The sequence below is a fragment of the Streptomyces sp. BR123 genome (assembly GCF_013401435.1).
In the GTDB taxonomy this organism is placed as follows: domain Bacteria; phylum Actinomycetota; class Actinomycetes; order Streptomycetales; family Streptomycetaceae; genus Streptomyces.
This window is the reverse complement of record NZ_JACBGN010000043.1, coordinates 14,573-37,933: the sequence shown is the minus strand read 5'-3', so window position 1 is coordinate 37,933 and position 23,361 is coordinate 14,573. Positions and strand designations below refer to the sequence as shown.

At 70.6% G+C, this 23,361-nt stretch carries 29 protein-coding genes; 10 read left to right on the top strand and 19 right to left on the bottom strand.

Going from position 1 to position 23,361, the window contains the following annotated elements; all coding sequences use genetic code 11:
- Positions 1-703 precede the first annotated feature (703 nt).
- The 4 genes from HYE82_RS10235 to HYE82_RS10220 all read right to left on the bottom strand — a co-directional run bounded on the left by HYE82_RS10235 (position 704) and on the right by HYE82_RS10220 (position 4,199).
- Positions 704-1,159, bottom strand: coding sequence for a thioesterase family protein (locus tag HYE82_RS10235; protein WP_179173640.1), 456 nt, complete (start codon positions 1,157-1,159; stop codon positions 704-706).
- 25 nt (positions 1,160-1,184) lie between these two features.
- The gene (locus HYE82_RS10230; RefSeq protein ID WP_179173639.1) at positions 1,185-2,312 is read right to left on the bottom strand and encodes a radical SAM protein; all 1,128 of its coding nucleotides are present in this window, start codon (positions 2,310-2,312) and stop codon (positions 1,185-1,187) included.
- Between the two features lie 63 nt (positions 2,313-2,375).
- Positions 2,376-3,089 (bottom strand): Phenylacetic acid catabolic protein, encoded by a 714-nt coding sequence (locus HYE82_RS10225; protein WP_309144259.1) that lies wholly within the window; start codon positions 3,087-3,089, stop codon positions 2,376-2,378.
- A 96-nt stretch (positions 3,090-3,185) separates the two neighbouring features.
- On the bottom strand, positions 3,186-4,199 hold the full coding sequence (locus tag HYE82_RS10220) for a helix-turn-helix transcriptional regulator (protein ID WP_309144258.1): 1,014 nt from the start codon (positions 4,197-4,199) through the stop codon (positions 3,186-3,188).
- 373 nt (positions 4,200-4,572) lie between these two features.
- Here HYE82_RS10220 and HYE82_RS10215 point away from each other — a divergent pair, with 373 nt between their 5' ends.
- On the top strand, positions 4,573-4,902 hold the full coding sequence (locus HYE82_RS10215) for a hypothetical protein (RefSeq protein WP_179173647.1): 330 nt from the start codon (positions 4,573-4,575) through the stop codon (positions 4,900-4,902).
- On the opposite strand, the gene HYE82_RS10210 is transcribed toward HYE82_RS10215, so the two are convergent.
- A complete protein-coding gene (locus tag HYE82_RS10210) occupies positions 4,876-5,274 on the bottom strand; it encodes a hypothetical protein (RefSeq protein ID WP_179173638.1) in 399 nt (132 codons plus the stop codon). The two genes, HYE82_RS10215 and HYE82_RS10210, sit on opposite strands and share 27 nt — an antisense overlap.
- A 429-nt stretch (positions 5,275-5,703) precedes the next feature.
- Between HYE82_RS10210 and HYE82_RS10205 the strand changes: the two genes are divergently transcribed.
- Positions 5,704-6,327: a DUF6461 domain-containing protein gene (locus tag HYE82_RS10205; RefSeq protein ID WP_179173637.1), complete on the top strand. Its 624-nt coding sequence runs from the start codon at positions 5,704-5,706 to the stop codon at positions 6,325-6,327.
- A gap of 324 nt (positions 6,328-6,651) precedes the next feature.
- Here HYE82_RS10205 and HYE82_RS10200 read toward each other — a convergent pair whose 3' ends face one another.
- Positions 6,652-6,906, bottom strand: a complete 255-nt coding sequence (locus HYE82_RS10200) for a hypothetical protein (protein ID WP_256987056.1) — start codon at positions 6,904-6,906, stop codon at positions 6,652-6,654.
- A gap of 207 nt (positions 6,907-7,113) precedes the next feature.
- A complete protein-coding gene (locus HYE82_RS10195; protein WP_179173636.1) occupies positions 7,114-7,293 on the bottom strand; it encodes a hypothetical protein in 180 nt (59 codons plus the stop codon).
- A gap of 1,047 nt (positions 7,294-8,340) precedes the next feature.
- On the opposite strand from HYE82_RS10195, the gene HYE82_RS10190 reads away from it, so the two are divergent.
- Entirely contained in the window at positions 8,341-8,520 is a 180-nt protein-coding gene (locus HYE82_RS10190; RefSeq protein ID WP_179173635.1) for a hypothetical protein, read from the top strand.
- Here the strand turns inward: HYE82_RS10190 and HYE82_RS10185 are convergent.
- The 10 genes from HYE82_RS10185 to rpmB form a co-directional block, all read right to left on the bottom strand.
- Positions 8,487-9,569 (bottom strand): C40 family peptidase, encoded by a 1,083-nt coding sequence (locus HYE82_RS10185; RefSeq protein ID WP_179173634.1) that lies wholly within the window; start codon positions 9,567-9,569, stop codon positions 8,487-8,489. The two genes, HYE82_RS10190 and HYE82_RS10185, sit on opposite strands and share 34 nt — an antisense overlap.
- A 231-nt stretch (positions 9,570-9,800) precedes the next feature.
- Positions 9,801-10,826, bottom strand: a complete 1,026-nt coding sequence (locus tag HYE82_RS10180; protein WP_179173645.1) for a hypothetical protein — start codon at positions 10,824-10,826, stop codon at positions 9,801-9,803.
- A 206-nt stretch (positions 10,827-11,032) separates the two neighbouring features.
- A complete protein-coding gene (locus tag HYE82_RS10175; protein WP_179173633.1) occupies positions 11,033-12,022 on the bottom strand; it encodes a BtrH N-terminal domain-containing protein in 990 nt (329 codons plus the stop codon).
- Positions 12,019-12,825, bottom strand: coding sequence for a GyrI-like domain-containing protein (locus tag HYE82_RS10170; RefSeq protein WP_179173632.1), 807 nt, complete (start codon positions 12,823-12,825; stop codon positions 12,019-12,021). The genes HYE82_RS10175 and HYE82_RS10170 overlap by 4 nt, the downstream gene beginning before the upstream one ends.
- Before the next feature lie 291 nt (positions 12,826-13,116).
- A complete protein-coding gene (locus tag HYE82_RS38910) occupies positions 13,117-13,422 on the bottom strand; it encodes an alpha/beta hydrolase (protein WP_306439560.1) in 306 nt (101 codons plus the stop codon).
- 580 nt (positions 13,423-14,002) lie between these two features.
- Positions 14,003-14,215 carry a hypothetical protein gene (locus HYE82_RS10160; RefSeq protein ID WP_179173631.1) on the bottom strand — a complete coding sequence of 71 codons (213 nt, stop codon included), beginning with the start codon at positions 14,213-14,215 and terminating at the stop codon, positions 14,003-14,005.
- Positions 14,216-14,850: 635 nt separating this feature from the next.
- A complete protein-coding gene (locus HYE82_RS10155) occupies positions 14,851-15,111 on the bottom strand; it encodes a hypothetical protein (protein WP_179173630.1) in 261 nt (86 codons plus the stop codon).
- A 260-nt stretch (positions 15,112-15,371) separates the two neighbouring features.
- A complete protein-coding gene (locus HYE82_RS10150; RefSeq protein ID WP_179173629.1) occupies positions 15,372-15,737 on the bottom strand; it encodes a DUF6069 family protein in 366 nt (121 codons plus the stop codon).
- A 1,268-nt stretch (positions 15,738-17,005) separates the two neighbouring features.
- Entirely contained in the window at positions 17,006-17,311 is a 306-nt protein-coding gene (gene rpsN / locus HYE82_RS10145) for a 30S ribosomal protein S14 (RefSeq protein ID WP_179173628.1), read from the bottom strand.
- The gene (rpmB, locus tag HYE82_RS10140; RefSeq protein ID WP_179173627.1) at positions 17,311-17,547 is read right to left on the bottom strand and encodes a 50S ribosomal protein L28; all 237 of its coding nucleotides are present in this window, start codon (positions 17,545-17,547) and stop codon (positions 17,311-17,313) included. The genes rpsN and rpmB overlap by 1 nt, the downstream gene beginning before the upstream one ends.
- Before the next feature lie 72 nt (positions 17,548-17,619).
- On the opposite strand from rpmB, the gene rpmG reads away from it, so the two are divergent.
- The 6 genes from rpmG (at position 17,620) to HYE82_RS10110 (ending at position 20,917) form a co-directional block, all read left to right on the top strand.
- A complete protein-coding gene (gene rpmG, locus HYE82_RS10135; protein ID WP_007267663.1) occupies positions 17,620-17,784 on the top strand; it encodes a 50S ribosomal protein L33 in 165 nt (54 codons plus the stop codon).
- A gap of 30 nt (positions 17,785-17,814) precedes the next feature.
- Positions 17,815-18,063, top strand: a complete 249-nt coding sequence (locus HYE82_RS10130; RefSeq protein ID WP_179173626.1) for a type B 50S ribosomal protein L31 — start codon at positions 17,815-17,817, stop codon at positions 18,061-18,063.
- Entirely contained in the window at positions 18,060-19,202 is a 1,143-nt protein-coding gene (locus tag HYE82_RS10125; RefSeq protein ID WP_179173625.1) for a GTP-binding protein, read from the top strand. The genes HYE82_RS10130 and HYE82_RS10125 overlap by 4 nt, the downstream gene beginning before the upstream one ends.
- Positions 19,203-19,229: 27 nt before the next feature.
- A complete protein-coding gene (gene rpsR / locus HYE82_RS10120) occupies positions 19,230-19,466 on the top strand; it encodes a 30S ribosomal protein S18 (RefSeq protein WP_179173624.1) in 237 nt (78 codons plus the stop codon).
- 100 nt (positions 19,467-19,566) lie between these two features.
- A complete protein-coding gene (gene rpmF, locus HYE82_RS37890) occupies positions 19,567-19,737 on the top strand; it encodes a 50S ribosomal protein L32 (protein ID WP_179173623.1) in 171 nt (56 codons plus the stop codon).
- Between the two features lie 7 nt (positions 19,738-19,744).
- Complete coding sequence (locus tag HYE82_RS10110) at positions 19,745-20,917, top strand: GTP-binding protein (RefSeq protein ID WP_179173622.1); 1,173 nt, start codon at positions 19,745-19,747, stop codon at positions 20,915-20,917.
- Between the two features lie 100 nt (positions 20,918-21,017).
- Here the strand turns inward: HYE82_RS10110 and HYE82_RS10105 are convergent, their stop codons facing one another.
- A complete protein-coding gene (locus HYE82_RS10105; RefSeq protein ID WP_179173621.1) occupies positions 21,018-21,470 on the bottom strand; it encodes a YbhB/YbcL family Raf kinase inhibitor-like protein in 453 nt (150 codons plus the stop codon).
- A gap of 110 nt (positions 21,471-21,580) precedes the next feature.
- On the opposite strand from HYE82_RS10105, the gene HYE82_RS10100 reads away from it, so the two are divergent.
- Positions 21,581-22,102 carry a nucleoside-triphosphatase gene (locus tag HYE82_RS10100; RefSeq protein ID WP_179173620.1) on the top strand — a complete coding sequence of 174 codons (522 nt, stop codon included), beginning with the start codon at positions 21,581-21,583 and terminating at the stop codon, positions 22,100-22,102.
- 201 nt (positions 22,103-22,303) lie between these two features.
- Here the strand turns inward: HYE82_RS10100 and HYE82_RS10095 are convergent, their stop codons facing one another.
- On the bottom strand, positions 22,304-23,314 hold the full coding sequence (locus HYE82_RS10095) for a polysaccharide deacetylase family protein (protein ID WP_179173619.1): 1,011 nt from the start codon (positions 23,312-23,314) through the stop codon (positions 22,304-22,306).
- Between the last annotated feature and the right edge of the window lie 47 nt (positions 23,315-23,361).

Sequence of the window (23,361 nt, the reverse complement as noted above, 5' to 3'; positions counted from 1 at the left end):
GTCTCCGACGGCACCCCTCGGACCCGGTGACACCACCCCCCAGGTCATCCGTTCGACAGGGGGCAACAGTCATGCCGGGCCCGGAGGCCAGCGGCCCTCTTGCAGGACCGCGAAAAACATAACGGGGCACCGGTTCCCCAGCCGACGGGGACGAGCAGGCATCTCGACTCCCAGCGCCGAGACCTTCTGCACCACGGCACCACGGCACCACGGCAGCCGAGTACTCGGCCGGCGCGCCGGCTTTGATGCTGCGTCTCCCGGATACGCGCAACGAATGACGTGCCGCCGAGGCGGGAGGAGCCCGCGCGTCGGCCCCCCTCGCGTACTCGCGGTCGTCTGGGACACCGCCGACGCCGGCTTCGCCGAAACCCTCGCCGCCGCACACGCCTGCTTCCACCGCAGTGCGCGCAGTGTCCCGGGCGTGCGGTGACGGGCGTGCCGATGGTTTCGGCGGCGTCGAATGACCGACGGCCGCCGCCCGGCACGCTTCGGCCAGGGTGGGCAAGCCCCTGTTCGGGCGCTTGTCCAGGCTGCCCATGGGCTTGTTCCGGCAGTCGTGCGTGGCGGTCAGCGGCCGACGGCTTCGGGGTGGCGGGCGCGGCGCCGGTCCGGGCCGTCGACGCCGATCGGGACGAGACGGCATCCACCCGGCGCGGGACGCAGCAGGGCGTCACAGGGCAATTCTCCTGCTTCGAACGCCTTCTCAGAGGCCGAGGACTTCCGGGTGTTCGGCCAGCTCCCGGAGGTGGGCGCCCGGGTCCGGCACCAGGCTGCGGCGGGCGAGGTCGAGCAGGCCGATGACGCCCGTCACTTCACAGGCCAGGGTGCCGTCCGCGCGGCGGATGTCCTGGCGCAGCCGGAAGGTCTTGCCCTCGCCCCACTCGAAGACGCAGGAGACGTCGACCTCGTCCCCGCCCTGGAGCTCGCGCCGGAACCTGAGCGTGCACTCCAGCTGAGCCGGGCCCACGCCCCCCGCCAGCAGCTTGTCGCCCGGGATACCAGCCGCCCGCAGGACCTCCCACAGGGCGTGCTCGCAGTACTGGAGGTAGACCGCCTGGTTGAGGTGGCCGCGGGTGTCGAGTTCGTACTCGCGGACCGTGACACGGACGGTGAAGGGCGAAGAGGAGGGGGAAGGTGCGGCGGGATCGTGGGGCGGCACGGCCGGTCCCTTTCGTCGTCGGCTGTCAGCTGGTCGTGGAGCTGTGGTGCGGGCTGTACGGGGACCAGCACCACTGGCGCCAGTACCCCTCCGAGACCCCCAGCCAGGTGCGCAGGTCCTCGGCGCTGTCCAGGAAGTCGTGCATGCTCATCAAGAGCCAACTGTGCACTGCCTGGCTGTCCCGGCAGTCCCCGCAGTGGCCGGAAGTGCAGCAGAACTGCACGGTCTCCAGGTCGGCGCCCCACGCGTTGAAGCCGGGCAGCACCGGGTTGCCGTTCCCCATGCGCTCCGCGTGGGCCTTGTGGTCGACGCTGATGCTCGGGCAGACGTCGTAACCGAAGCTCTTGCCGTGCGAGCGGCCCGTGATCAGGGTCTCGATGTAGTGTGGGTCATTGACGACGACCTGCGGGAACAGGTCCTTGACGCGCAGGGCCTCGTCCAGGAGCCGACGGCCCTCCAGGGCGCCGAGCGGGTGGTCGGAGCCGTACTCGCTGTAGAAGTTGAAGCTGACCAGGTTGCCGTTGTCTGCCATCTTACGGACGGTGTCCTCGATGTAGCGGATGCCGGGCTCGGTCAGCGCGAACACGAAGGTGGCCCGCGGGTCGCCCCGGTAGTTGTCCAGGGCGGTATCGATCAGGCCCGAGAAACGACGGCCGTTGGGGTGGATGGCGCGGAGCTGGTCGTCGAGGGGGCCGCCGCCGAAAACGGAGATGGCCACCGCCACGTCCTCGAAGCCGTCCTTGGGCAGGGCGAGGAGCCCGTTGGTGGAGATGGTGACGTAGTCGAGCAGCTCCACGAACGGGCGGATCTTGTCGGGGACGAGGGTGGGCTCACCGCCGATGAGCAGGGCCGAGGTGACCCCGTCGGTCTTGAGGCGTTCGACGAAGTTCCGCACCTTGGCGAGATCCCGTTGATCGGTGACGGCCGAGTCGAAGTCGTGGGCGAAGAACCAGCATCCGTCGCAGCGGATGTTGCAGGCACCGGTGAGGTGCACCTCGGTGTTGCGGACGGTGCGCCCGAAGCGGCGTAACGCGTCCAATCGGGCGCCCAGTTCCGGTTCCGCCGAGATCAGCTCGGTGACGCGCGCACGGACCTCCTCCCGGGTGCGTGGGCGGCGTGGGCTCAGGGTGAGGTCGATCGGCTGGGCTGACATGCTGCTTCGGCTCCTGACGTGGGTGGGGAGGTGCTCAGGTGTCGATCGTTCGCCCGGGCGGTGTCAGGAGGGCAGGGCCAGGCCCATCTTCCTGACCTTCGCGCCGCCGCGAACCTCCCAGTCGTGCCGCGCTTGTTCGTTCGTACGGGTCCGCAGGCCCCAGCCGACCGCGATCTCGGCCTTCTTCGAGCCCGGGCTGCCGAAGACGTCCAGGGAGTGCGGCCACAGACGGTCCACCGCCGCCTGGACCTGCTTCTTGCCGTCGCGGTCCTTGACCAGGCCACGCACGATGCGCGCGCCGTGCGCGATGTGCACCCGCTCGTCCTGGATGACGGTTCGGAAGGAGTCGGCCCACGGCCGGTAGCTGCTGGCCGACATCTCCTTCAGCAGTTCCATCACCGCGTCCTCGATGAGCCAGGACACCACGCCGCGTTCGGCCCACGTCGTGCTGTTGTGGAAGTCGGCCGTCAGGAACAGTTTGCGGCGCTCTTCCAGGGACTGCCGGGACATCTGCGAGGTGTCCACGCCGAGGTCGTTCAGGACGGCGCTGGCCACCTTGAAGTGGTTGATCTCCTCGGCCGCGCGCTCGCAGCAGACCTGCCGCTCCTCGGCGTCGGGCGCGAGCGGGTAGAAGACCCGGATGTAGTCGTCGGCTCCGGACAGCTCGCCCTCGGCGTGGATGAGCATCTGGCGCGTGGCCATGGACTGGTATTCCTCGGGCATGTCGTGGAATTCCTCGGGAGTGCGGACCACGATCACTTCGTCCTCTGCCGGCACCTTGGCCACCTCTCTTTTCGTGGGGTGTTTACGGGGCACAGGCGTGCGCGCGGCGACGCGCACGGGATTACCGGCAGGTACGGCCGCCGGGCGGCTTCACCCTGTCATCGCCGTACACCGCCCGTCTTGCAGAAAACGGCCACACTCAAGCGGTACCTCTCCTGCCGCTTGGGCAGGCAGGAGAACGCTGGTCACCTCGCCGGGGACCCGGTCGACCCGGCCGCCTCCGGCGAGCGCTGCGGCGGCGGCACGGTGGCCGAGGAACTCGGCGGGGGTCAGCCCGGTCATGGCCTTGAACTCCCGCTGGAAATGCGGCTGGTCGTGGAATCCGCAGGCAAGCGCGGTCGCGCTGGCAGGGTGCCCCCGGGTCAGCAGCGCCAAGGCGTGGCGCAGGCGGGCCACCCGGGCGACGGCCTTGGGCGACAGGCCGATCTGCTCCTGGAACCGGCGCCGGAGCTGGCGTTCGCTCCAGCCGACCTCGGCGGCGACGCTGCCCACGGGTACGGGGCGTGGCCCGGCCGCGAGCAGCTCCCAGGCCCGCAGCACCTGCGGGTTCGGCTCCGGGCCGGTCACGCGGCCGCCGATCAGGCGGGAGGAGCCGGCGGGCAGGGAGGTCAGCAGGCAGTCCAGGAGGGCGAATCGCTCGGCCCATCCGGGGGCGGTGGCGAGGGTGTCGGCCAGGTTCCGGGCACGTCGGCTGCCGAGTACGGCGTCCAGGTCGGCCACCGAGTCGGTGAAGTCGCCCATGTCGACGGCCAGCAGCCGGTGGGCGGCCCAGGGAGCGAGGAAGACCTGTACCCCGTAGGCGCGCCCGTCGTGCTCGCCGAGTACGGCGCGGGTGTGTGGGCCCGCGAACAGGGAGGTGAGAGAGCGTGGCGTCCGGCCGTCAGCGCCCGCGGGGTCGCTGACGCGCACCGGGGGGCCGAACCCCACGAGCAGGGTCACCAGCCCACCGGGCAGCTCCAGCCTGCGGTGGGTCCGGCCCAGGTCGATGCGGTAGCCCCGGTAGCCCCGCACCCCCGGGCGCAGTCGCTCGTGCGGTCGTCCCCGGGCGATCTCCCAGCCGCCCGACGGACACGCCCACACCCGCATGCCGCCCCAGTCCGCCACGTCGGCACCCCCGGCACAATCCAAGCGTGACCAACCGGACGCGACCAGCACGGAACCGGCCAGTCCGGGCGGGATGGGGGTAAACCACCGGTCAGCCGCCGTCGGTGCAGCGGTGGTGTCGGCGGCCGTAAGGGAGTTACGCAACGCGCTCCACGCGCTCAACGCCGGCGGCCATCCGCAACTGCCGCACTGCGACAAACCCCGTCACCATCGTGGCGCTACCGGCTGCCCCGATGCCGCACGGCCCAACACCATCCCAGCAGCAAGCCCGGACGCCATCCCCATGCCAGAAGCCGAGGAGGAACCGGTACGACACGATCAGCTGCCGTTGATTACTGTCGCATGGGAAAGGATCACGGAAAAGGATGTGGGCATGGCGCTGGTCAAAAAGGGATCGCGGCTCATCACCGTGGACGGCATCACCTACCGGTGGCGACTCCGCGGACGACCGACCTACGACCAGGGCCTGGCCACCTCTCCCCTTGCCTACGCGGTCGAACACGCCGAGACCGCAGGCACCACATTGGTGATCACCACCAACCGGCCCCACCCCGGCAACTGGCTCGGAACACCCGGCAGCCCGGTTCTTCCCGCCCATGTGGCTGACAGCATCCGGACCGCTCTCACCGACGGCTGGACGCCCACGCGCCCCGGCTCACCGTTCCGCTTCGACCAATCAGCCGGCTTCGTCCCGTCGCGTTGACCCGACCTCCACCACGGTACGAGGGCAGGCCTGGTCGAATTCCTCCGGCACCGGATCCGGGTAGCGCCAGCTGATCGTGCGCCGGTTCAGCAGCCGCTCCCCGTCGACCAGCAGCCTCAGTTCCGCTTCGAGTGTCCGGCGGCCCTGTTCGTCGTACGCCCACACCTCGACGGAGCCCGCGCCCCACGACACCAGCCGCACCTCGGCCGGCAGCTCGCTCCCCGGCACCCGGTGCATCACCGCGTACGGCAGCCCGCCGGCGTCCCGCGCCCGCGCCTCCCCGGCGGACGGCGCCCGCCCGGGAGTGCGGGACGCCGGATCCCGGCCCTCCGCGTACCCCACCTCGACGACCGTCCCCGATCCCCGCTCCATCTGCCACCGCCCGCGCGCGCCCGATCCTGCCGAGCGCAAGATAACGGCTGCCACCGACAGGGGGTGTCGGCGCCTACGTCCGCGCGCTCGTCCCATGGGCCGGCTCTGCCCGGCCCTCGGTCGGCGCTGCGACCCCACGACCAGCACAGCGGGGAGGCAGTCCGCGCCCTGCACAGCCCCGCGGCCGTGGCTGCGATCGTGTCCGGCCGAGTTCCGCCACCAGCCCAGAACGGTCCGCGCGTTCCCGGCCGCAACGAGGGCTGTGCGCAGGGGACGAGTTGGGCGGCCCGTTGGGACGGCAGGCCTCCGAGGAGGGCCAGGCCAGGCTGCCCCGCACGCGCTCGCCCCTCCACCCGGCTGTCCATCGGTACGGTCCGCTCCATCAGCCCCGCGTGAGCGGATGTCAGAGCCGTCGTGAAGGATCGTGCTGTGACGAATACCGATGACTACCTGTGGTTTCAGGAAGACTTCCCGGATCTGGCGAGCGCCTACTGCATCACACTGGTGCACGACCTGCCGCCGGAGGAGTTGCTGCACCGTTTGGGCGGCAGGGCCGAACCCCCGCGCACCGGAGCCGCGTCACTGGTCGAGGCCTGGTACGAAGCCGAGTACCAGCCCGAGCTCACACGGACGTTGTTCGGAATGACCGTGATCGGTTCCTGGACGCTGATGATCGAGCCCGGTGGCTGGCACGGTGTCAGCGAAGCCAAGGCCCTGCCCGCCTCGGCAGGAACCCGTTGGATCTCCCACTGTGACATCGGCTACGCCAACAGCGACGGCACCTTCCTCTGGGCCGAGAACGGGGAGACGCATCTCCACTTCGAGCTCCGCAACAGCGAATGCTGTGAGCTCTGTCGATCGGGCACCCGCGCCGACGACTGCGTCGACGTGATGCGCCGCCTCGGCTTTGCCACACCCGAGGATGCGACGCCCGAAGACGAGGAGCGCGTCATACCCGCTGCATTCGCACTCGCCGAGCACCTCACAGACGTCCGGCTGACGCCCGAGCTCTTCCGGAGCACCACTTTCGTCTGCGGCAGCGCCGAGGTCTGAGACGGCACGCTGGGCCCCCTCGCCCTATGGCATTCGGCTCAGCGAGCGGCAGAGCAGGACAACGGCGTCGCGCTACGGCGATACCGACCATGGGGCGCGGGCGAGCACGGCCGCTCCGGCCACCGCCAGACAGCCTCGCGGTCGCGGGCGTGCATACCCTGCGCCCCGAGCGGCACGAGGACGCCTGCTGCGCCTGATCGACCAGATCGAGACGACGCTGTGGCCGTGGCTTGGCTGGGGCTGCTACATGACCGTCTCGGACGGTCCATCTGCTGCTGCAAGCGACTCGCGCAACTCACCCCGTGGAACACGCTCTCAGCACACTCAGAAGCGGCGCGGACCTTCGTAGTCCCAGTGCTCGATCAGGGAAGGAACATGCGTCCAGACGACGACGAGCACCGCCAGCAGCGCCAGGGATATCGCCCAGGACGTCTTCCATCTGCGTGACACCGCGACGGCAGCCAGCAGGAAGACGGCAGAGAACAAGAGGATGAAGTTGGCCCCGACCACGTCGTCGGGGTCGGTCGTGGGCCCGACTTCCTCGCCCGTGAACGGAAGACCCAAGGCCAGCCAGAACAATGCGGCAAGGTACAGGACTGCGGCAGCGACAGCCCTGGCCCATATGCCGCCTCGACTCTCCGGGAACACCATTCGCCGGTCCTTTCGTTCCGTGTTCGGTGAGCGGTGCACCCGGGATGAGTTCGTCGTCCGGGGTATCGTCGGCTGATCCGGCACCCCCAGACGGGCCATCCCGGTACGGCCAGCCGTCGGCATGAGGCGCCGGCATCAGGATGTTGATCGTCTCGTTGATCGCCCCGACCCGTAGACCTCCATGAACCGGACGTAGTCCGAGGGGAACGGAGTCCCCCAGATCGCCTCGACCTCGCTCCAGTCGATCCGCTCGTCTACCCCGTGGGCCACCGGAATGAGTTCGGCCAGTGCTGCCACCGCGTCTCTCCCGCGCATGTCCCACCCCTCATCCCGCCACCCGCACGCGCGGCGCGTCGTATCCGAGGGCCCAACTTACGTGAACGACACCTACGACGAATCTCCGGGCGGCACTCCTTGTCACAGTCGGGTGGTGAACCGGCCGTCGGGCAGTTTCCACAGCCATCCGCGGTCGGCCAGACTCTGACCAGCTTGCCGCGCAGCGGTTCCGGCTCCGCCCCCACGCTGACGTCCGTTCGGGGTGGGAGGCGTTGGAGACGAGGCCCGCCAGCGTCATGTTGACGTGCTCGGAGTGCTCTGCGGGATGGGTCAGGTTGTAGGGGTCGAGGGGGTTCAGGAAACCCCGGCCGAAGTTGAGGGTGCCCGCCGCCCTTGATCACGCCGCCGAGGACGTGGGTCCGCTCGACGGCCTGGGCGCCTTGGTGGTCGAGGCGTTCGCCAGGGCGTCAACTTTCCCGCAGCTGGTGCACTCCCGGCCGCAGCGATTCCGGATCCGCGGCGTGGTGTTTCTGCCCGGCGACCGGTGTTTCGTGGCAGGCGGCAGGCCACTGCGGGGTGGGTCGGCGCTCGAGGGCGGCTGCGGCCCGGCGGCCGGCAGTAGACGCGCCGTCAGGGCAGTCCTGTGCCAACTCGGGCCGGATGGTCTTCGCCTGCGGCGGCATCATGGAGGATCCGGCCTCGTCTTCGAAATGAAAGGGCGCAAACTCGGACGCGTCCCCACCGCCAACGACCATCGACTGAACCGGCACCAGCGGGTCACCTCCCCCGGCCACACTGGTCCGGTTCTGAGCCGACACCGACACGTGAACGAACTCGGCCCACGACCAGCGCTCACCAGCCGTACGGCTGCTGCGACCAAGTGCCTCACCGCCCTGCAGCCGCCTGGAACGCCCCAAGGCGTGCACACCGCTGCCGGAATCCGCCGCGCCCGGGGTGCGCCCGGCAGCCGGGTGGCGGCCATCGCTCCTTCGTACGGCTTCCACGGCCGCCGAGCCCCGGTCTGCACGGCCCGGGTCTGCACCCGCGAGGTGTCCGGCGCGGCCGTAGGCGACCTTTGCCAACCGGATGGCTCGGGCTCCGGAGGGCGGGCACGGGCGTCGCGTCATCACCGTCGGGCCACCCGGCCGCATGGGGCTGGTCCTCCTCCTGCAGGAGTTCGGTGCGGTGGAGGAGGACCCGCATCCGGTCGTCGTCGCCGGGACGTCCGTGTTCTACCGGGTGAGGAAGCGGGTCGCACCGACGTAGACGCGGCCGGTTGAGCCGATGGGTTCCTCCTTGACGACGTCACCGGTCCGAGGCGAGTTGATCATCATCGGTTCACCGTTCCTCGTCCCCGTGAAAATACCGACGTGGGTGACGTCGCCACCGGTGGCGGGGCGGAAGGCCACGATGTCGCCGGGCCTGAGATCGTCCGTCCCTTCGATCCGCACGCCTACGGCCGAACCGGCGGGCGCCTGCCCGCCGCCCGCGTCGAACTGCGGCTGTGCGTCACGCGGGATCGTCACACCGAGCGCGGAATACACCTGTGCGGTAAGACCAGAGCAGTCGTAGCCGAATCCGGAAGTGCCCGACCACAGGTAGGGCAGGCCCAGAAACGCGCGTGCGGCGGCGACCACGTCCTCGCCGCTCGGCGTGGCCGGGACTGCTGCAAGGTCACCGGCGCGGAAGAAGATCCGGCCGCCGCTGTTGCCGTAGGCCGTGACGACACCGGGCAGCGGGCCGGGCTGCACCGCGAACGAAGTGTTGTACGAGTACTCGGTCGCCCGTCCCGGAGCAGCGCCCTCGAGCGCGGCTGCGGCGGAGGTGAAGCCCCGGGCCGTGGGCCGCACGACGCGCTCCTCGTGAGTGCCCCGGGGCGGCTTCCGATGGTCCGATGTCAGCTGTCGGTCAGGAATCCAGCCGGGGTACGCCCCCCGTCCGGCCGGGTCCCTGGGGGTGGGCTGGCCGCGTACCCATACGTGGTCCCACAGCAGTCCCCCGTGCCGCTTCGTACCGTCGACAATCACTTCGGTCCCGTGCAACGCCTGCGTTTCGCCCGCGACGTCACGCCGCTCATCCAGTGACATGTCCCTCAACCAGCCGCGGATATCGACGGGATTGGCCGTCGCCGGGGCGTCAACGCCTCGAACCTGCTCGGGGCTGACCCAGACCTGGGCCACCGTCACATCGACGTAGCAGGTCGGGGCGCCTTCGCAGGGGCGCGCCGCAACGGGCGCGGAGGCGTCGGCGGAAGGGCCAGTGGCCGGTACGGCGAGGGAGAGGAGCACTGCGGCTGCCGTCAGAGCCGTCTTCACCAAGGACATGGGGCGATTCTGTCCACGATGCCGAGCCTGCGAACCTTGCGGACTCCATGGAGCGCGTTGAGTGTCGACGGCACCCTTGCCCCGATGCACTTGATGCGCACGGTGGCCGCCTCCACGACGCGCCCCGAGCCATGGCGACGCGGCTCCCGGATGCGTCCGTACACGGTTTCGTCGACCACCAGCACGAGGGTGGCCCGGCCCGGTCGACAGCCGGGCGCCCGGCTACTGCATCAGCTCGAGGTGGGGATGCTCCGGCGCCGCCGCGCAGACGTAGAGCTGCATTCTGTAACCGCTGCCGATCTGGACACCGGTCGGTCGCCGTATGTCGTCGTGGTGGTCGAGGGAGGCCGCGGCGGCCTGGTCTTCGTACGGGATCCAGCTGCGGTTGTTGCCGTCCCATTCGAACGTGGCGATGGTCAGCAGCGCGTCCATCGTGGTGTCGCAGGCGGGGCACTGCCGCGGGGAGGGGTCGGTGTAGCCCCACTGGGGCCAGCCGCCGGCCTTCCAGCCCGGGGCGACGGACAGGTTGCTGTGGTAATACGATTCCAGGTAGGGAGCGTAGGAGCTGTCCACATCGGCGTCGGCCGCCTGCCACCTGCTCCAGTCGCCCAGCTGCTCTCGCAGCTCCTTGCTCAACTCCAGGGAGTTGGGGTACTCGGTGATCTGCTCCGGCGTGAGCACGCACGGCTCAGGCACGTATTCCTCCCACTCCACATCGAGCGGTTCCGGGGGTGAGGTGAGGATGTCGGTGACGGAGTCCGCGGACCGCCAGACCACGGCGGTCCGGGGCATGTACAGATCCGGGTGGTCGAAAGGGCACCACAGCACCTGAAGCAGATCGGCCTGGCCGGGCGGACGCAGCACGGGGACGTCACGCACGTACAACTGGGCCACGGGCAGCAGCGGGACCGGACCATCGGGCCGCTCCTGGTCCCAGTCGATCTGTTCCAGGATCGCCCTCTCCTGCGGCGTGTACGAGGAAACGCCGTCCGGGTGCGCCGCCTCCCTCGCCCGGACGCGCTGCTCCACCCGCACCGCGGCCAGCGAGTGGCCGCCCCCCTCGTGCGGGGCGTCGCAGTGCGGCCACGGCTCGTCGGCGGGCCACAGCAGTGGCCCGCCGATCGAGCTGTCATGCGGCGACGGAGCCCCGCGGCGGGGGTGCAACCGGGTCGCCGGGCGGGCCAGCGGGGCCAGTTGAGGGAAGACGGCGGTGACGTCAACCGGCCGCGGCGGGGTGGTATGGATCAAGGTCATGACACCGATGCTGCCAGCACGCTCCGACACCGGCGGCATACCGAGCTGCGACAGCCGCTCACCCCCTCCATCTCCCGGTACCGCCCCGGCCGCCGTGACGGCCGCACCGCGGACGGCCTGCGCGTCCAAACCGTGGCAGGCCCCCGGCCACGTGCTCACGAACCGCACCTGAAAACCGTCCGTTGGCTGCGCTTGGTTCCTCACGCCTCCAGACGGCTCAGCGCTTGCATGGCCTCGCGCTCCAGGCGCGAAAGATCGCCGAGGATCGCGCCGGCCTGGGTGAGGAACTGCGCCTCGCCGGATTCACCGGCCTTCCCGATCAGGGCTGCCACTTCCGTCCACAGGGGGGCCGCCTCGGCGTACAGCCTGTGGCCGGTGCGCAGATGCCTGCTGTCGATCAGACCGGTGCATTCGGAGAGGAAGTCTCGGTAGAGGTTCCGGAACAGGGCGCCCCCGGTCCCGGCCTTCTCCATCAGGAGGGCGGCACGCGGCAGGTCCCGCTGCGGGGCACGGGTGCGCCGGAGCCATGTGCGCACCAGCTTGCCGGCCTTCTCGATGCCCCGGTGGCCCAGGTTGGCGATGGGCGGGTCGAGGAACGCGCCGGCGCAGGCCGTGATGGCGGGGATGATCCGGTCTCGTGGGGAGGGCAGGCTGTGCGGAGCGGTGAGGGTGAAGGACCGGTGCTTGGCGGCCATCGGTCCGCGCGCGGCCCTGGCCCGGGCAAGACTGGTCAGGCTCGTGGACACCGCACCGCCTTGCTGGTCGGTGTCCACCAGGTAGGCGACGTGGTCGTCGTAGCCGTACATGGCGACGACGTGGCCGCCGAAATGGGTCTTCGAGCCGAAGTAGTCCAGGTGGTGGCTGTCGAGCTGCAGTCCGACGGGGCGGCCGGCGTCGATGGAGGCCGTCACGTTCTCCCAGGCCCTTCGGGGGGAACCGGTTTCCTGGAGCAGGAGCTCCAGCCCGAGTCTGGTGGACAGGTTTCTGGTGAGGTCGAAGGGTTTGACCCGTCCCCCGAGGAACGGGAAGTCCATGTTCTTGCTGTCCCAGTAGATGAAGGACAGGCCGGAGCCGAGGCCGAACAGCATCGGCTCGGACAGGTCGAGTCCTTGGTGCCGCAGCAGCACTCCCAGTGCCGTCGTCTCGCAGTGCTGCATGCCCCGGGTGTCGATGCCCGCTACCGTGGTCATGCCGTGCCCTCCTCGACAGGGATGATCAACCGGGTCATCGGTTCTTCTCTGGGTGCTTCTGCCGGTCCGACGAGATACGCCTCGCGTGCGGATCCGTGCGGCCGCAGTCCGCGCTCGTGGATGGCGGCGAAGAGAGCGTTGTAGGCCAAGGGCAGTTGGGTGTAGGGCCCGATGTGCATGGTCTCGGCAACCGGACCGGCGGGCAGCACCTCGAACTCCAGGCCGGGCGGGGCTGCCCCGTGCAGGGTCTGCGCTCCGACGGCGATCTCCATCCGCTCGTCCAGGTCGAGCGGGTAAAGCCCCCACAACGGCGGCTCCCACTCGATTTCCGCCCTGCCGAGCACGGGCAGCAGCCGGCCCACGCCTTCCTCGACCTTCTCTCCGAGTCCCGCGGGGGTGCAGACTGCGCGTACCACTGCCAGCCGCCGCTCGGGCTCCCTGCTCATCGTCACCTCGTAGCCGGGCAGACCGCCTTCCGCCAGCCGCTCCAGCATCTGCAGCCGGGTCTGGTCCCTGCTGATCCGCTCAGCCAGCCGGTCCCGCTCGGCGTGCAGGATCCGTGTTTTGTGCCCGGGCTCGGCGGCCAGCGCCTGGGCGATCACGGCCAGGGGAAGATCCATCTCGCGCAGCAGTGCGATGGCCAGGGCATCCCGCGCCTGTTCCCGCGCGTAATAGCGATAGCCGGAGCAGGCGTCCACGCGGACCGGAACCAGCAGGCCCGTTTCGTCGTAGCGCCGCAGCTGTTTGACGCTGAGCCGGCACAGACGGGCGAAGCGCCCGATGGTGAGGAGTTCGTCATGCACCCCTCCATGGTGGACTCTCCCACGGGGGGAGAGTCCACTGCCGTACCGACGGCCCCGAGCGGACGCAGCGGAGCCTGCGGCAGTACGGGTGCCGGCCGTGCAGGAACCGGTGCCGGCGGCGCACTCCGGACCGCCGGCGTAACCCGCCCGCGGTGACCTGCGACTTGACCTGGCGTTTCTGTTGGGAGACGGCTTCGTGATCGGCCGCGCGGTGAGGAGGGTCCCGGTGGTCGCTGCGGCCGACCGGGAGCGCAACCGTCGTACGGGTGACCGTGCCGGCTGTCCTCCCGGTCACTTCGGGGTGATCGTGAACGGTTCCCACCTGAGGCCCGCCACGCAGTCGGTGTCGGGCCTGGTCGGGTGGGTGAGGAAGGACGCCAGCACCTGCTGGGCGCAGGGTGACTGCGGGACCACCCAGTGCCCGATTCCGGGCACCTCCACGGTGGTCGAACGGGACAGCGTACGGGCCGTCTTCCGCGCCCAGCTGGCCCCGGTCTTCATGTCGAACGTCCCGTTGATGAAGAGCGTCGGCACCGACTGGACGGTGGGCACCCGTTGGACGGCGGTGCGGTCCGGGACGTTCCAGATACGGCACATCCGGTCTGGAAGGCCAGTTGCGGCGCCTGGGCCTGGATCGGTTCCGGCCATTCGGGGAACGCTTCGCGGCCCACCTTCAGCACGTCGGACGGCGAGTGGTCCGGCACCCATTCGCTGCACACCACCGACTGCGTCAGACCGTGGGCGGTCTGCCCGACGACCTGGACCGAACCGGCGGCGCGGGCCCGGGCGAAGCGCTCAGGACGTCCGCGGCCGAGTTCGTCGATGGCCGCCGGGACGTCGACGAACGGGATCCCCTTGGCGACCAGCACGTTCATCAGTGCACCACCGTCGAGGACGACCTTCACCGGTTCCCCGCCCTGCGGCGGCCGGGCGTTCAGTGTCAGTGGCCGGCCCTCCAGCTTGCGCACCTGCTCGTTCAGGGTGCGCTCGAGGTTCGGGTCTGCCGGCGAACCCGGGCGGTGTGTTCCGCGGGTCCAAGGGCCAGATGACCCCGGCGACGCAGCCGCCTGATCGGTCACGTTCGGACGGCGTGGCGTTCGGTTGCGGCCCGCCGGACATCGGAACGCCGACCAGGCCGAACGGCATCGCACCGTTCCGTCCGCAGGGCCCGCACGGCTCAGGCCCAGGACTCGGGTCCGGTGCCCTGCCAGTCGAAGAGGGCCGGGTCGGTGAGGTCGACGTCCTCGGCGTCTGCCACGCCTGCCCGGTAGAGGAAGTCCCGGATGTCACTCTCGCTGGTCGCGCGGCCGAGCTCCTCGCGTCGGTAGGTCACCAGGCGGCGTCCCCGGTCGTCGGGAGGGTGGATGGTCACTCGGGACTCGTCGGCCATGCCTCCAGAATCGGGGCCGAGGCGCGGGGCCGCACTCGGGCAGCGTCCGTTCAGGCCGCGGTGTCCGCCGGGCCCCGGGGATGCAGCGGGGTTACCCCGGGCACCTGGCGGGTCCGGCTCGGATCAGATCGTCCCCGGCCACCGTGGCGGTGAGCCAGCCGGCGGCTTCGGTGCCGATCACGAGCAAGGCCTGCAGTGAATCCCTGCACGACGTGAACGGGCGCTGACAAGCATCCGCTGCTGCGACGAGTCCCGACGCTGCTACGACCGTGAGCGCGCGGAGGGCAAACGACAGGTCCGAGCCGTGCGCGCGCTCGCCCGCCGCCTGGTCGACGCCCTGTGGGCGCTCCTACGTGACGGACGGTGCCACAACCCATACCGCTCGTCACACAGGCTGCTTGACAACCCGATGAGGAATCGACCGGCAGCTCGTGGCCTGCTGCCTTCTGCACCGCGGCAGCCGGCTCGTCGCGCAGACTAGGGCGTTGGAGCCGCAGACGTGCCGATACCCGGGCTGTGATCGTCACATGGCATACGGGCAGGAAACCGATGCGGTGTGCGTGCGGCGGTCCACGGTGCCCGCCCACGTCCGCGCGCACCGACTGCCGTCTGCGGGCCGGAACGGCCGACAGAAGTCAGGTCAGGCGCAACCCCGCGGGCAAGTGCGGGCTGCCGAGCTGTTCGGCGAGGTCATCGCCCCAGGCGGCCATGCGGGACAGCGCCGCGCTGACGGCGTCGTCGTCCTCGGCGAGCAGCGCGTCCACCAGTGCCAGGATGCCGGCGCGGCCGGTCCCCGGCGGCGCCGAGATGTCCCGCAGGCCGGGGCCTATGAACACGGCGGTCTGTGCCGGGCAGAAGAACGGCGAGGGAGGCCACAGCGAAGCGCGCGGCACCACTTTCGCGGATCCGGCCCGGGAGAAGAACCGGCATCTGTGCGACGACCGCATCACTGTCGGAGGCGGCGGAGCCGAGGCGGACCCGGCCGCCGGTCATCGCGGCCCCCCACCCGGGCGACCGCGGCTTCGCCGTGCCCCTGTCGTACGTGTACGGGGCAGGTGAGCAGGCGGCGCGCCCCGGCTCACTGTGCCCACTTCGTGCCAAGACTCCGAGTTGGACGAGGGCGGAGTCGTTCGCGGTCAGACCGATGGCGACAGGCTCAATGGTGGCGGTGGTGGAGCCTCAGGGTGGTGACGACCGCCACGCCGAGGGTGATGTGCATGAGGGCCAGGGCTGCGACGGTGCCGCCGTCGGCGTCGGACGACAACGGGCCGGCAACCGACAACAGTGCCAGCCCGCCGCCCACGTACTGTGCGATCCGCAGGAAGACCGGCTTCCACAGGGCCATCAGAAGGGCAGCGCCCGTGCCGGCAACCAGCGGGACAACGGAGGCGCCAATGACGCCCCCGACCGTGATGGGGTGCCCTTCGCCGCCGTCGACGACGACGAGTGACGCACCGGCCAGTTTGGCGACGACAAGGACGATCAGATTGACCACGGCCGCGCCGAGCGCGCCGGTGACCATCACCTTCCACCAGGTGAGGCCGGAACGCCGCCCCGAGGGTGCAGCGGGCACAGCGGGGCCGGGGTTTGGAACGACACTGCTCGACATGAGACTTCCTCCAAGGTGTGACGTGCTCCGCTGCCCTACGGTCAGCGGCACAGGAAGAAGCCTCCAACCTGAACCTCACTTGAGATCAAGCCATGCCCCCGCCCTGTGAGGTCAGCCATGAAGAACGAGTCACCCGATTCACCGCCGAAACGCCAATGCACACGAGGGCGCCGCTGGCGGCGGTGAGCTGCGAACCTGGGAGCAGGCGGTGGCAGCGGTACGCGCAGCCGTCCGCAGCCACCATCAGCTCCGCGTACGGGCGAGTGGCTCGACGACTGTCGCCGGCCACGTCCCAGAGGGTGCAGCGCCGTCGGGACGGCGGGTCAGGCCGCCGCCGGCCGCGTCAACCGTGTTCGACCCGCAGACTGACGGGACATTGTCTGGTTTGCGCCGATGCCTCCGCATCAGGCGTTCCGTACAGTCCTTGCGGCACATCGAGATCGAGGAGACCAGGGGGATTGATGCATCGAAAGGTGCGCCATCACGGGCCGCTGGTGCGCAACGGGGCGCGGGCTCTCGCACTGCTGGCGGTTCTGGCGGCGACTCCCGCGGTTGCCGCCGCGCCCGCCTCGGCGGCGGGGGTGGGCTGCGGGCACGCCTGGAGCAACAAGAGTGCCCACCGAGCCGGGGTCCACGGGTCCAACGTGAACTACCGCAGCGGCCCACACACCACCTGCGCATCATACGGTCAGTGGACGAACGTCTCCGTCTACTACCACTGCTGGACCTACGGCGACAGCGTCGGCGGGAACACCGGATGGTGGCACGTCCGGCGAGAGGGCTCCCAGCAGCAAGGGTGGGTGAACGAGACATACCTCGGTATCACCGGCAGGGATCCCGCAGAGCGCTGCTGAAGACCTGAGCCGCAGACTCGACGGCATCGGCCGGGATCTGGTCGAGGGTCTCGCCGGCGGTCTCCGGCCGGGAGGAGGGTTCGCCCGGTGGCCGATACGCCAAGACGCTCGGCCGGGAAGTTCCGGCCGAGCGTCTTGGCGCATGTCTGCCGACTGCCGGGGCCGGCTCGGCAGCAGTGGTGGCTCTGCCGGAAGTCCAGCCACCGACCGGGGAGCCGCAACGCTCGTCGGAGCACGGGAAGCGGCTTGGCTACGGCGGCACAGCCGGCCAGGTCGGGCCGGGGTGGGTGGGCCGCCGGAGGACGGCCCACCCACTCGCTGCGGGTGCTACCAGGACGCCTTGGTGACTCCGGGCAGGAATCCGGCGTGTGCCTGCTCGCGCATCCGGACGCGCGAGAGCCCGAACCTGCGCAGGTACCCGCGGGGCCGACCGTCCGCGCTGTCCCGGTTGCGCACCCGGGTGGCGCTGGCGTCGCGGGGCTGCTTGCGCAGCTCCACCAGCGCCGCGTCCCGCTCGGCCTCCGTCGAGGACGGCCGCCGGAGGACCTCCTTCAGCTCGGCACGCCTCGCGGCGCATCGCTCGACGATCGCCTTGCGCTTCTCGTTCTGCGCGATCTTGCTCTTCTTGGCCATCAGACCTTCACCCCCCGGGCGCGGATCCGGGCCACCGCGGCCTCGATGCCGATGGCGTCGACGGTCTTGATCGCCTTCGCGCTCAGGTTCAGGCGGACATGGCGCCCCTCGCTCGGCAGCCAGTAGCGCTTGCGCTGGATGTTGACGTCGAAACGGCGGGACGTACGCCGGTGCGAGTGGGAGATGTTGTTGCCGAAGCCCGGCTGGGCGCCGGTCAGCTGGCAGTGCGCGGACAAGGTGCTACCTGCCCCTCTCAAGATGGAAGTGTGCGTTGTTGGAAATGATTTCCATTCCCGTATAGTAGCGGCATGGCACGCAACGAAGTACGCCCGATCATCAAGCTCCGCTCCACAGCCGGCACCGGCTACACGTACGTCACGCGCAAGAACCGGCGGAACGACCCGGACCGCATGGTGCTGCGCAAGTTCGACCCGGTGGTCCGCCGGCACGTCGACTTCCGCGAAGAGCGCTGACACCCGAACCCCCTTCTGAAGGACACCGTCATGAAGCCCGGAATCCATCCCGCCTACGGCCCCGTCGTCTTCCGCGACAAGGCGGCCGACTTCGCCTTCCTCACCCGCTCGACCGCCACCAGCGAGAAGACGGTGGAGTGGGAGGACGGCAACACCTACCCCGTCATCGACGTGGAGATCTCCTCCCAGAGCCACCCCTTCTACACCGGCACCGCCCGGGTCCTGGACACCGCCGGCCGCGTCGAGCGCTTCCAGCGCCGGTACGGGAGCAACGCGTGACCCTGCCCGTCGTCATCGTCGGCGGGCTCCACTCCGACGCCCGCAAGGAGGTCGTGGAGCGCCTGCTGCACGCCGTCCCCGGCAGCACCGCTCTCCACCACGACCTGTCCACGGCGGCACAGGGAACCGTGCAGCGCGTGGTGCGCGACGCCTCAGGCGAGGTGTCGCGCGGCGAGACCCCCCTCGTCAACGACTGCGCCTGCTGCGCGCTCCGCGAGGACCTGGTCCCCGAGCTGGAGCGCCTGGCCGGCAGCGGACTGACTCGGCTGGCCGTCGTCGAGCTGTGGGACTCCGTCGAGCCCAAGGCGATGGCCGAGGTGGTCACCGCACACGGCGCCGGCGTACTCGACCTCACCGGCGTGATCACCGCGGTCGACCCCGCGCTCGTCCTGCCCTACCTCGTCAACGGCGACGACCTGGCCGACGCGGGCCTCGCGGCGGCCGCCACGGATCAGCGCACCGTCGGAGACACGTGGGCACGGCAGCTCGAGTACGCGCCCGTACTCGCCCTCGTCGACAGCGGGGAGGCCGACGACGAGGACCGCGCGCTGCTCGCCCAACTCCACCCGACCGCTCGACGGGTGGATGCCGAGTCCGGCGAGCTGGCTGCGCTGGCCTTCGCCGGGTTCGACGTGGAAGCGGCGGCCGCGGCCCAACACCCGGCCTGCGCCCTGCTCCCCCAGGAGGCCGACGAGGCGGGTGTCACCACCTTCGTCTGGCACCGCCGCCGCCCCTTCCATCCCGAGCGCCTCTACGAGGCCCTGGAAGACCTCTGCTGTGCCGCCGCCCGCAGCCGTGGCCGGTTCTGGCTCGCCGACCGCCCCGACGCCCTGCTGGCCTGGGACGCCGCGGGCGGCGCCCTGTGCGTGGAGAACGCCGGCCCGTGGCTGGCTTCCCTGCCGGACGCCGCCTGGGAGCTGGTCCCGCCGATGCGCCGGGCCGCCGCCTCACTCGACTGGCACCCCCAACACGGCGACTGCTGCCAGCACCTCGTCTTCACCTCCCCCGGCCTCGACCGCCACGGTCTGGAACAACTCCTCGAATCCTGCCTGCTCACCGACGCCGAATACGCGGCGGGACCCGAAGCGTGGAGATCCCTTCCCACCGCCTTCGACACCCTCCTCGACCCCGCCTCCTGACGCACCGACGACCTCAAGGAAACACGCATGGCGCGCCGCCAGAACCCCCACAAGCCGCTCAGGGCCCGTCCCAACCCGCTGGACAAAGCAGAGATCACCTACATCGACTACAAGGACACCGACCTGCTGCGGAAGTTCATCTCCGACCGGGGCAAGATCCGCAGCCGCCGCGTCACCCGCGTCACCGCGCAACAGCAGCGACAGCTCGCCGCCGCGATCAAGAACGCCCGCGAGATGGCCCTGCTCCCCTACGGCACCCGGTAGACCTCGGCGAAGACCGCCGGCGGCACCACCGATGTCCTGCCACCACCAGCCTGGCAGCGACCCTTCGACGACGACACCCCGACTCATCCAGGAGAACCCCGTGGCCGTCCCCAAGCGGAAGATGTCCCGCAGCAACACCCGCCACCGCCGCGCCCAGTGGAAGGCCACCGCGCCGCAGCTCATCCCGATCACGGTCGACGGCTCCGACTACCGGGTGCCGCAGCGCCTGGTGAAGGCGTACGAGCGCGGCCTGCTCCGCCCCGAGAGCTGAGCAGCCCGTGACGACGTACGACCGACTGCCCGTGACCGTCCTGTCCGGGTTCCTCGGCGCGGGAAAGACCACCCTGCTCAACCACATCCTCGGAAACCGCGAGGGGCTACGGGTAGCGGTGATCGTCAACGACATGAGCGAGGTCAACATCGATGCCGCACTCGTCCGCGGCGGCGAGGCCGCCCTGTCGCGCACCGAGGAACGCCTGGTCGAGATGACCAACGGGTGCATCTGCTGCACCCTGCGCGACGACCTGCTCGAAGAGGTCGACCGCCTCGCCCGTGAGGGCCGCTTCGACTACCTGCTCATCGAGTCCAGCGGCATCTCCGAGCCCATGCCCGTCGCCGCCACGTTCTGCTTCCCCCGCGACGACGGCGCCACCCTCGGGGATCTGGCCCGCCTCGACACCATGGTCACGGTCGTCGACGCGGCGAACCTCCTGCCGGAGCTCGCGGGTGGCGACGAACTCGCCGCGCGCGGACTCAACCAGTACGAGGACGACGAACGCACCGTCAGCGACCTCCTCATGGACCAGATCGAGTTCGCGGACGTCATCGTCCTCAACAAGCTCGACCTGGTCGGACCGAACCAGGCCGCTCGGCTGCGCGCCGCCCTGGCCCGCCTCAACCCCCAGGCCCGGATCGTGCCCGCCGTCCGCGGACGCGTGCCTCTCGGGCAGGTGCTGGGCACCGGCCTGTTCGACGTCGAGCGGGCCCAGCAGGCCCCCGGCTGGGTCCGGGAACTCAACGGAGACCACGTTCCCGAAACGGAGGAGTACGGCATCTCCTCCCTCGTATTCCGCTCCGACCGGCCCTTCCACCCCGGCCGCCTGTGGGCCTTCGTCACCGAGGGCCTCGACAGCGGCGCCTTCGGCCGGATCCTGCGCTCCAAGGGCTTCTTCCGGCTCGCCAGCCGCCCCCGGGTCACCGGCCTGTGGTCACAGGCCGGCTCGGTGGCCCGCTTCGAACCCTCGGGCACCCTCGGCCCCGACACCACCCAGGGCCAGGAACTCGTCTTCATCGGCATCGGGCTGCGCCCCGACGCCCTCCGAGCAGCTCTCGAAGCCTCCCTGCTCGACCCGGGCGAGCCCGTGCCCGCCGAGGACGACTTCCCGGCATGGGAGACGTACGGCATCGACGACGCCTGCGAACACGAGCAGCCCGCCCCCGAGGCGGCCTGAAGCTCCGGGCTGGGCGGTGGTCGCAGCCACGGCACCGCCCAGCCCGGCTCCCGCAGGAAGCGCACGAGACGCTGCCCCGCCACGACCCGGGGTGACGCGCTCAGCGCTCGTAGGTTCCGACCAGGGTTCCGGAGGCCAGCTCCCTGCCCTTCAGGGCACGGTGTACGTCCTCGACGCCGGGGCGGTCGTGCAGCGGCAGCGGCTCGGACAGGGCGTACAGGTGGAAGAAGTACCGGTGCGGCCCGTGCCCCGGTGGAGGCAGGGGCCCTCCCCAGCCCATGCGCCCGAAGCCGTTGGGCCACGGCAGGCCGCCCCGGGGCTTCTGATCCTCCGCCACCCCGGTCGTCCCCGGATCGATGCCGGTCACCAGCCAGTGCAGGAAGGTCGGCCCCGGCGCATCGGGATCCTCGCACAGGAGCACCAGCTCCGTCGCCTCCTCCGGCACCCCCGACCAGGTCAGGGGCGGTGAGATGTTCTCCCCCTCCCCGCTGTAGCGACGGGGGATGACCGTTCTGTCGTCGAACGCAGTGCTGCTGAGTTCAATTCCGCTCATGCGCGCCGCCATACCCGCGTACGGCGGCGCCGGCACCGGTCCGCAGGCCAAACCCCCCGTACGGCCGAGCCCACGCGGCCCGCCGCCGGGGTGGGGGTGAGGATGGCACTGTGCCGACAAGGATCCTGCTCGAAGGCCGCCCCGGCTCGGGCAAGACGACCGCCCTGCGCCGACTGGCAGCGCTGCTGCCCGCCCGCGCAGCCACCGGCTTCACCACCCAGGAGATCCGGCAGTCCGGCCACCGAGTCGGCTTCGCCCTGGAGACCCTGGCAGGCCGGCGGGAGGTGCTCGCCCACGTCGACCTCCCCGGTCCCCCGCGCGTAGGCAAGTACGGCGTCGACCTGCACGTGATGGAACGGCTGGCGCTGCCCTCGCTACGGCCGGCAGCAGCCGGGGAGGCGACAGGGCAGCTGGTGCTCGTCGACGAACTGGGGCGGATGGAACTGGCATGCACCGCCTTCCGGGACGCGGTCACCACGCTGTTCACCGCAGACATCGACGTCGTCGCCACGGTCCACGCACACCGCGATCCGTTCACCGACGCCCTCAAGCGGCGCACCGACATCGAGGTCATCCGCCTCACCCCGGCGAACCGCGACACCCTGCCCATGGAACTCGCGGCCCGACTGTAGGGGCTGCGGACCCGCGAAAGCGTGGTGCGGCGCCCGGGTGCGGTGCACCCGCTCCTCCATGGGCGGCCCGTACGACCGGGAGTTCCGCCGGCATCCGGAGACCGGACCTTCGACGCGCCGGGCCGCCAGAGGGCGGCACGGCGGCGGGTCGGGGGTGCTGTCGCGCCAGCGATGCCGTCGCGCCTGCGATGCCGAGACGGGTCAGTACGGCCGCGCCCGCTTCGCGAAGGCCGGCGACAGCTCGTACTGCAAGGCGCTCGGGAAGGCGACGGTGTTCGGGTCCCCGTCCGAGACGTACCGGCTCTTTCCGGCAGCGAGCCTGTCCAGCCAACGCGACGAACCGAACTCGGCGTCCTCGTCATGGTGTCCCGCCGAGCGGATCCGGGGGATCGCGCCGGGTGTGAAAGCCTTCGCGAACGGCGAGACCGACGGATTGGCCCCCACGAGGTACACCCCGTCGTACCGGTAGCCCGTTCCGCGCGCGGCGAGCCCGGCCGGCTGGGGCATGGCGCCGAAGGGCAGGGCCAGCGAGGTGACCTGCGTCCCGGGCGCCGCCCTCTCGATCGCCTCCTGTCCGGCTGAGATCGCCCTCGCGGCGCCCGCCTGGTCCAGGGAGCGCAGGTTCTCGTGGCGGCCGGTGTGGTTGGCGACCTCGTGCCCGTGCTCCTTCAACCAGGCCAGGGCCTTGGCGGAGCCTGTGGCCGAGAAGGCGTCCTCGTTGACGAAGAAGGTCGCCACCGGTTGGAAGGCGGGGTACTTCTTCGCGGTTTCCGCCAGGATGGCGACTGCGGTGTCCGGCGCCGGGGTGCCGTCCGGGCCGAGGCGCACCTGGCTGTTGGTCGAGTCGTCGAACGTCAGGACCACCGGGTGCGTGCCTGCCGGGATGTCGATGCGGCCCGTCTGGAAGTCCCGTGCCGTCACGGGCACGTAGTTCTCCCGCGCGAGGCGCTCCAACTCGGCCCGGAAATCGGCCGGTGTGCGGTCGTAGACGCCGGCCGGATCCTCGGTGAGCTGGTGGTACATCAGCACCGGCACCTGGCCGAGTTCGTTGGCCCCGACTTCCGCCGGGCCCTTCGCGGCGACGGGGCCCGCCGCCGATGACGACGCGGCGGCATGGCGTCGCCCCGCGGCCGGTGACGGTCCCGTGGAACAGCCGGTGACAAGCAGGGCGGCGCCCGCCAGGGCGCCGAGCGGTACGAGCGGGTGGCGCATCAAAAGCCCCTCCAAGGCAGTGTGTCGCGCCATGACTACCTGCGACG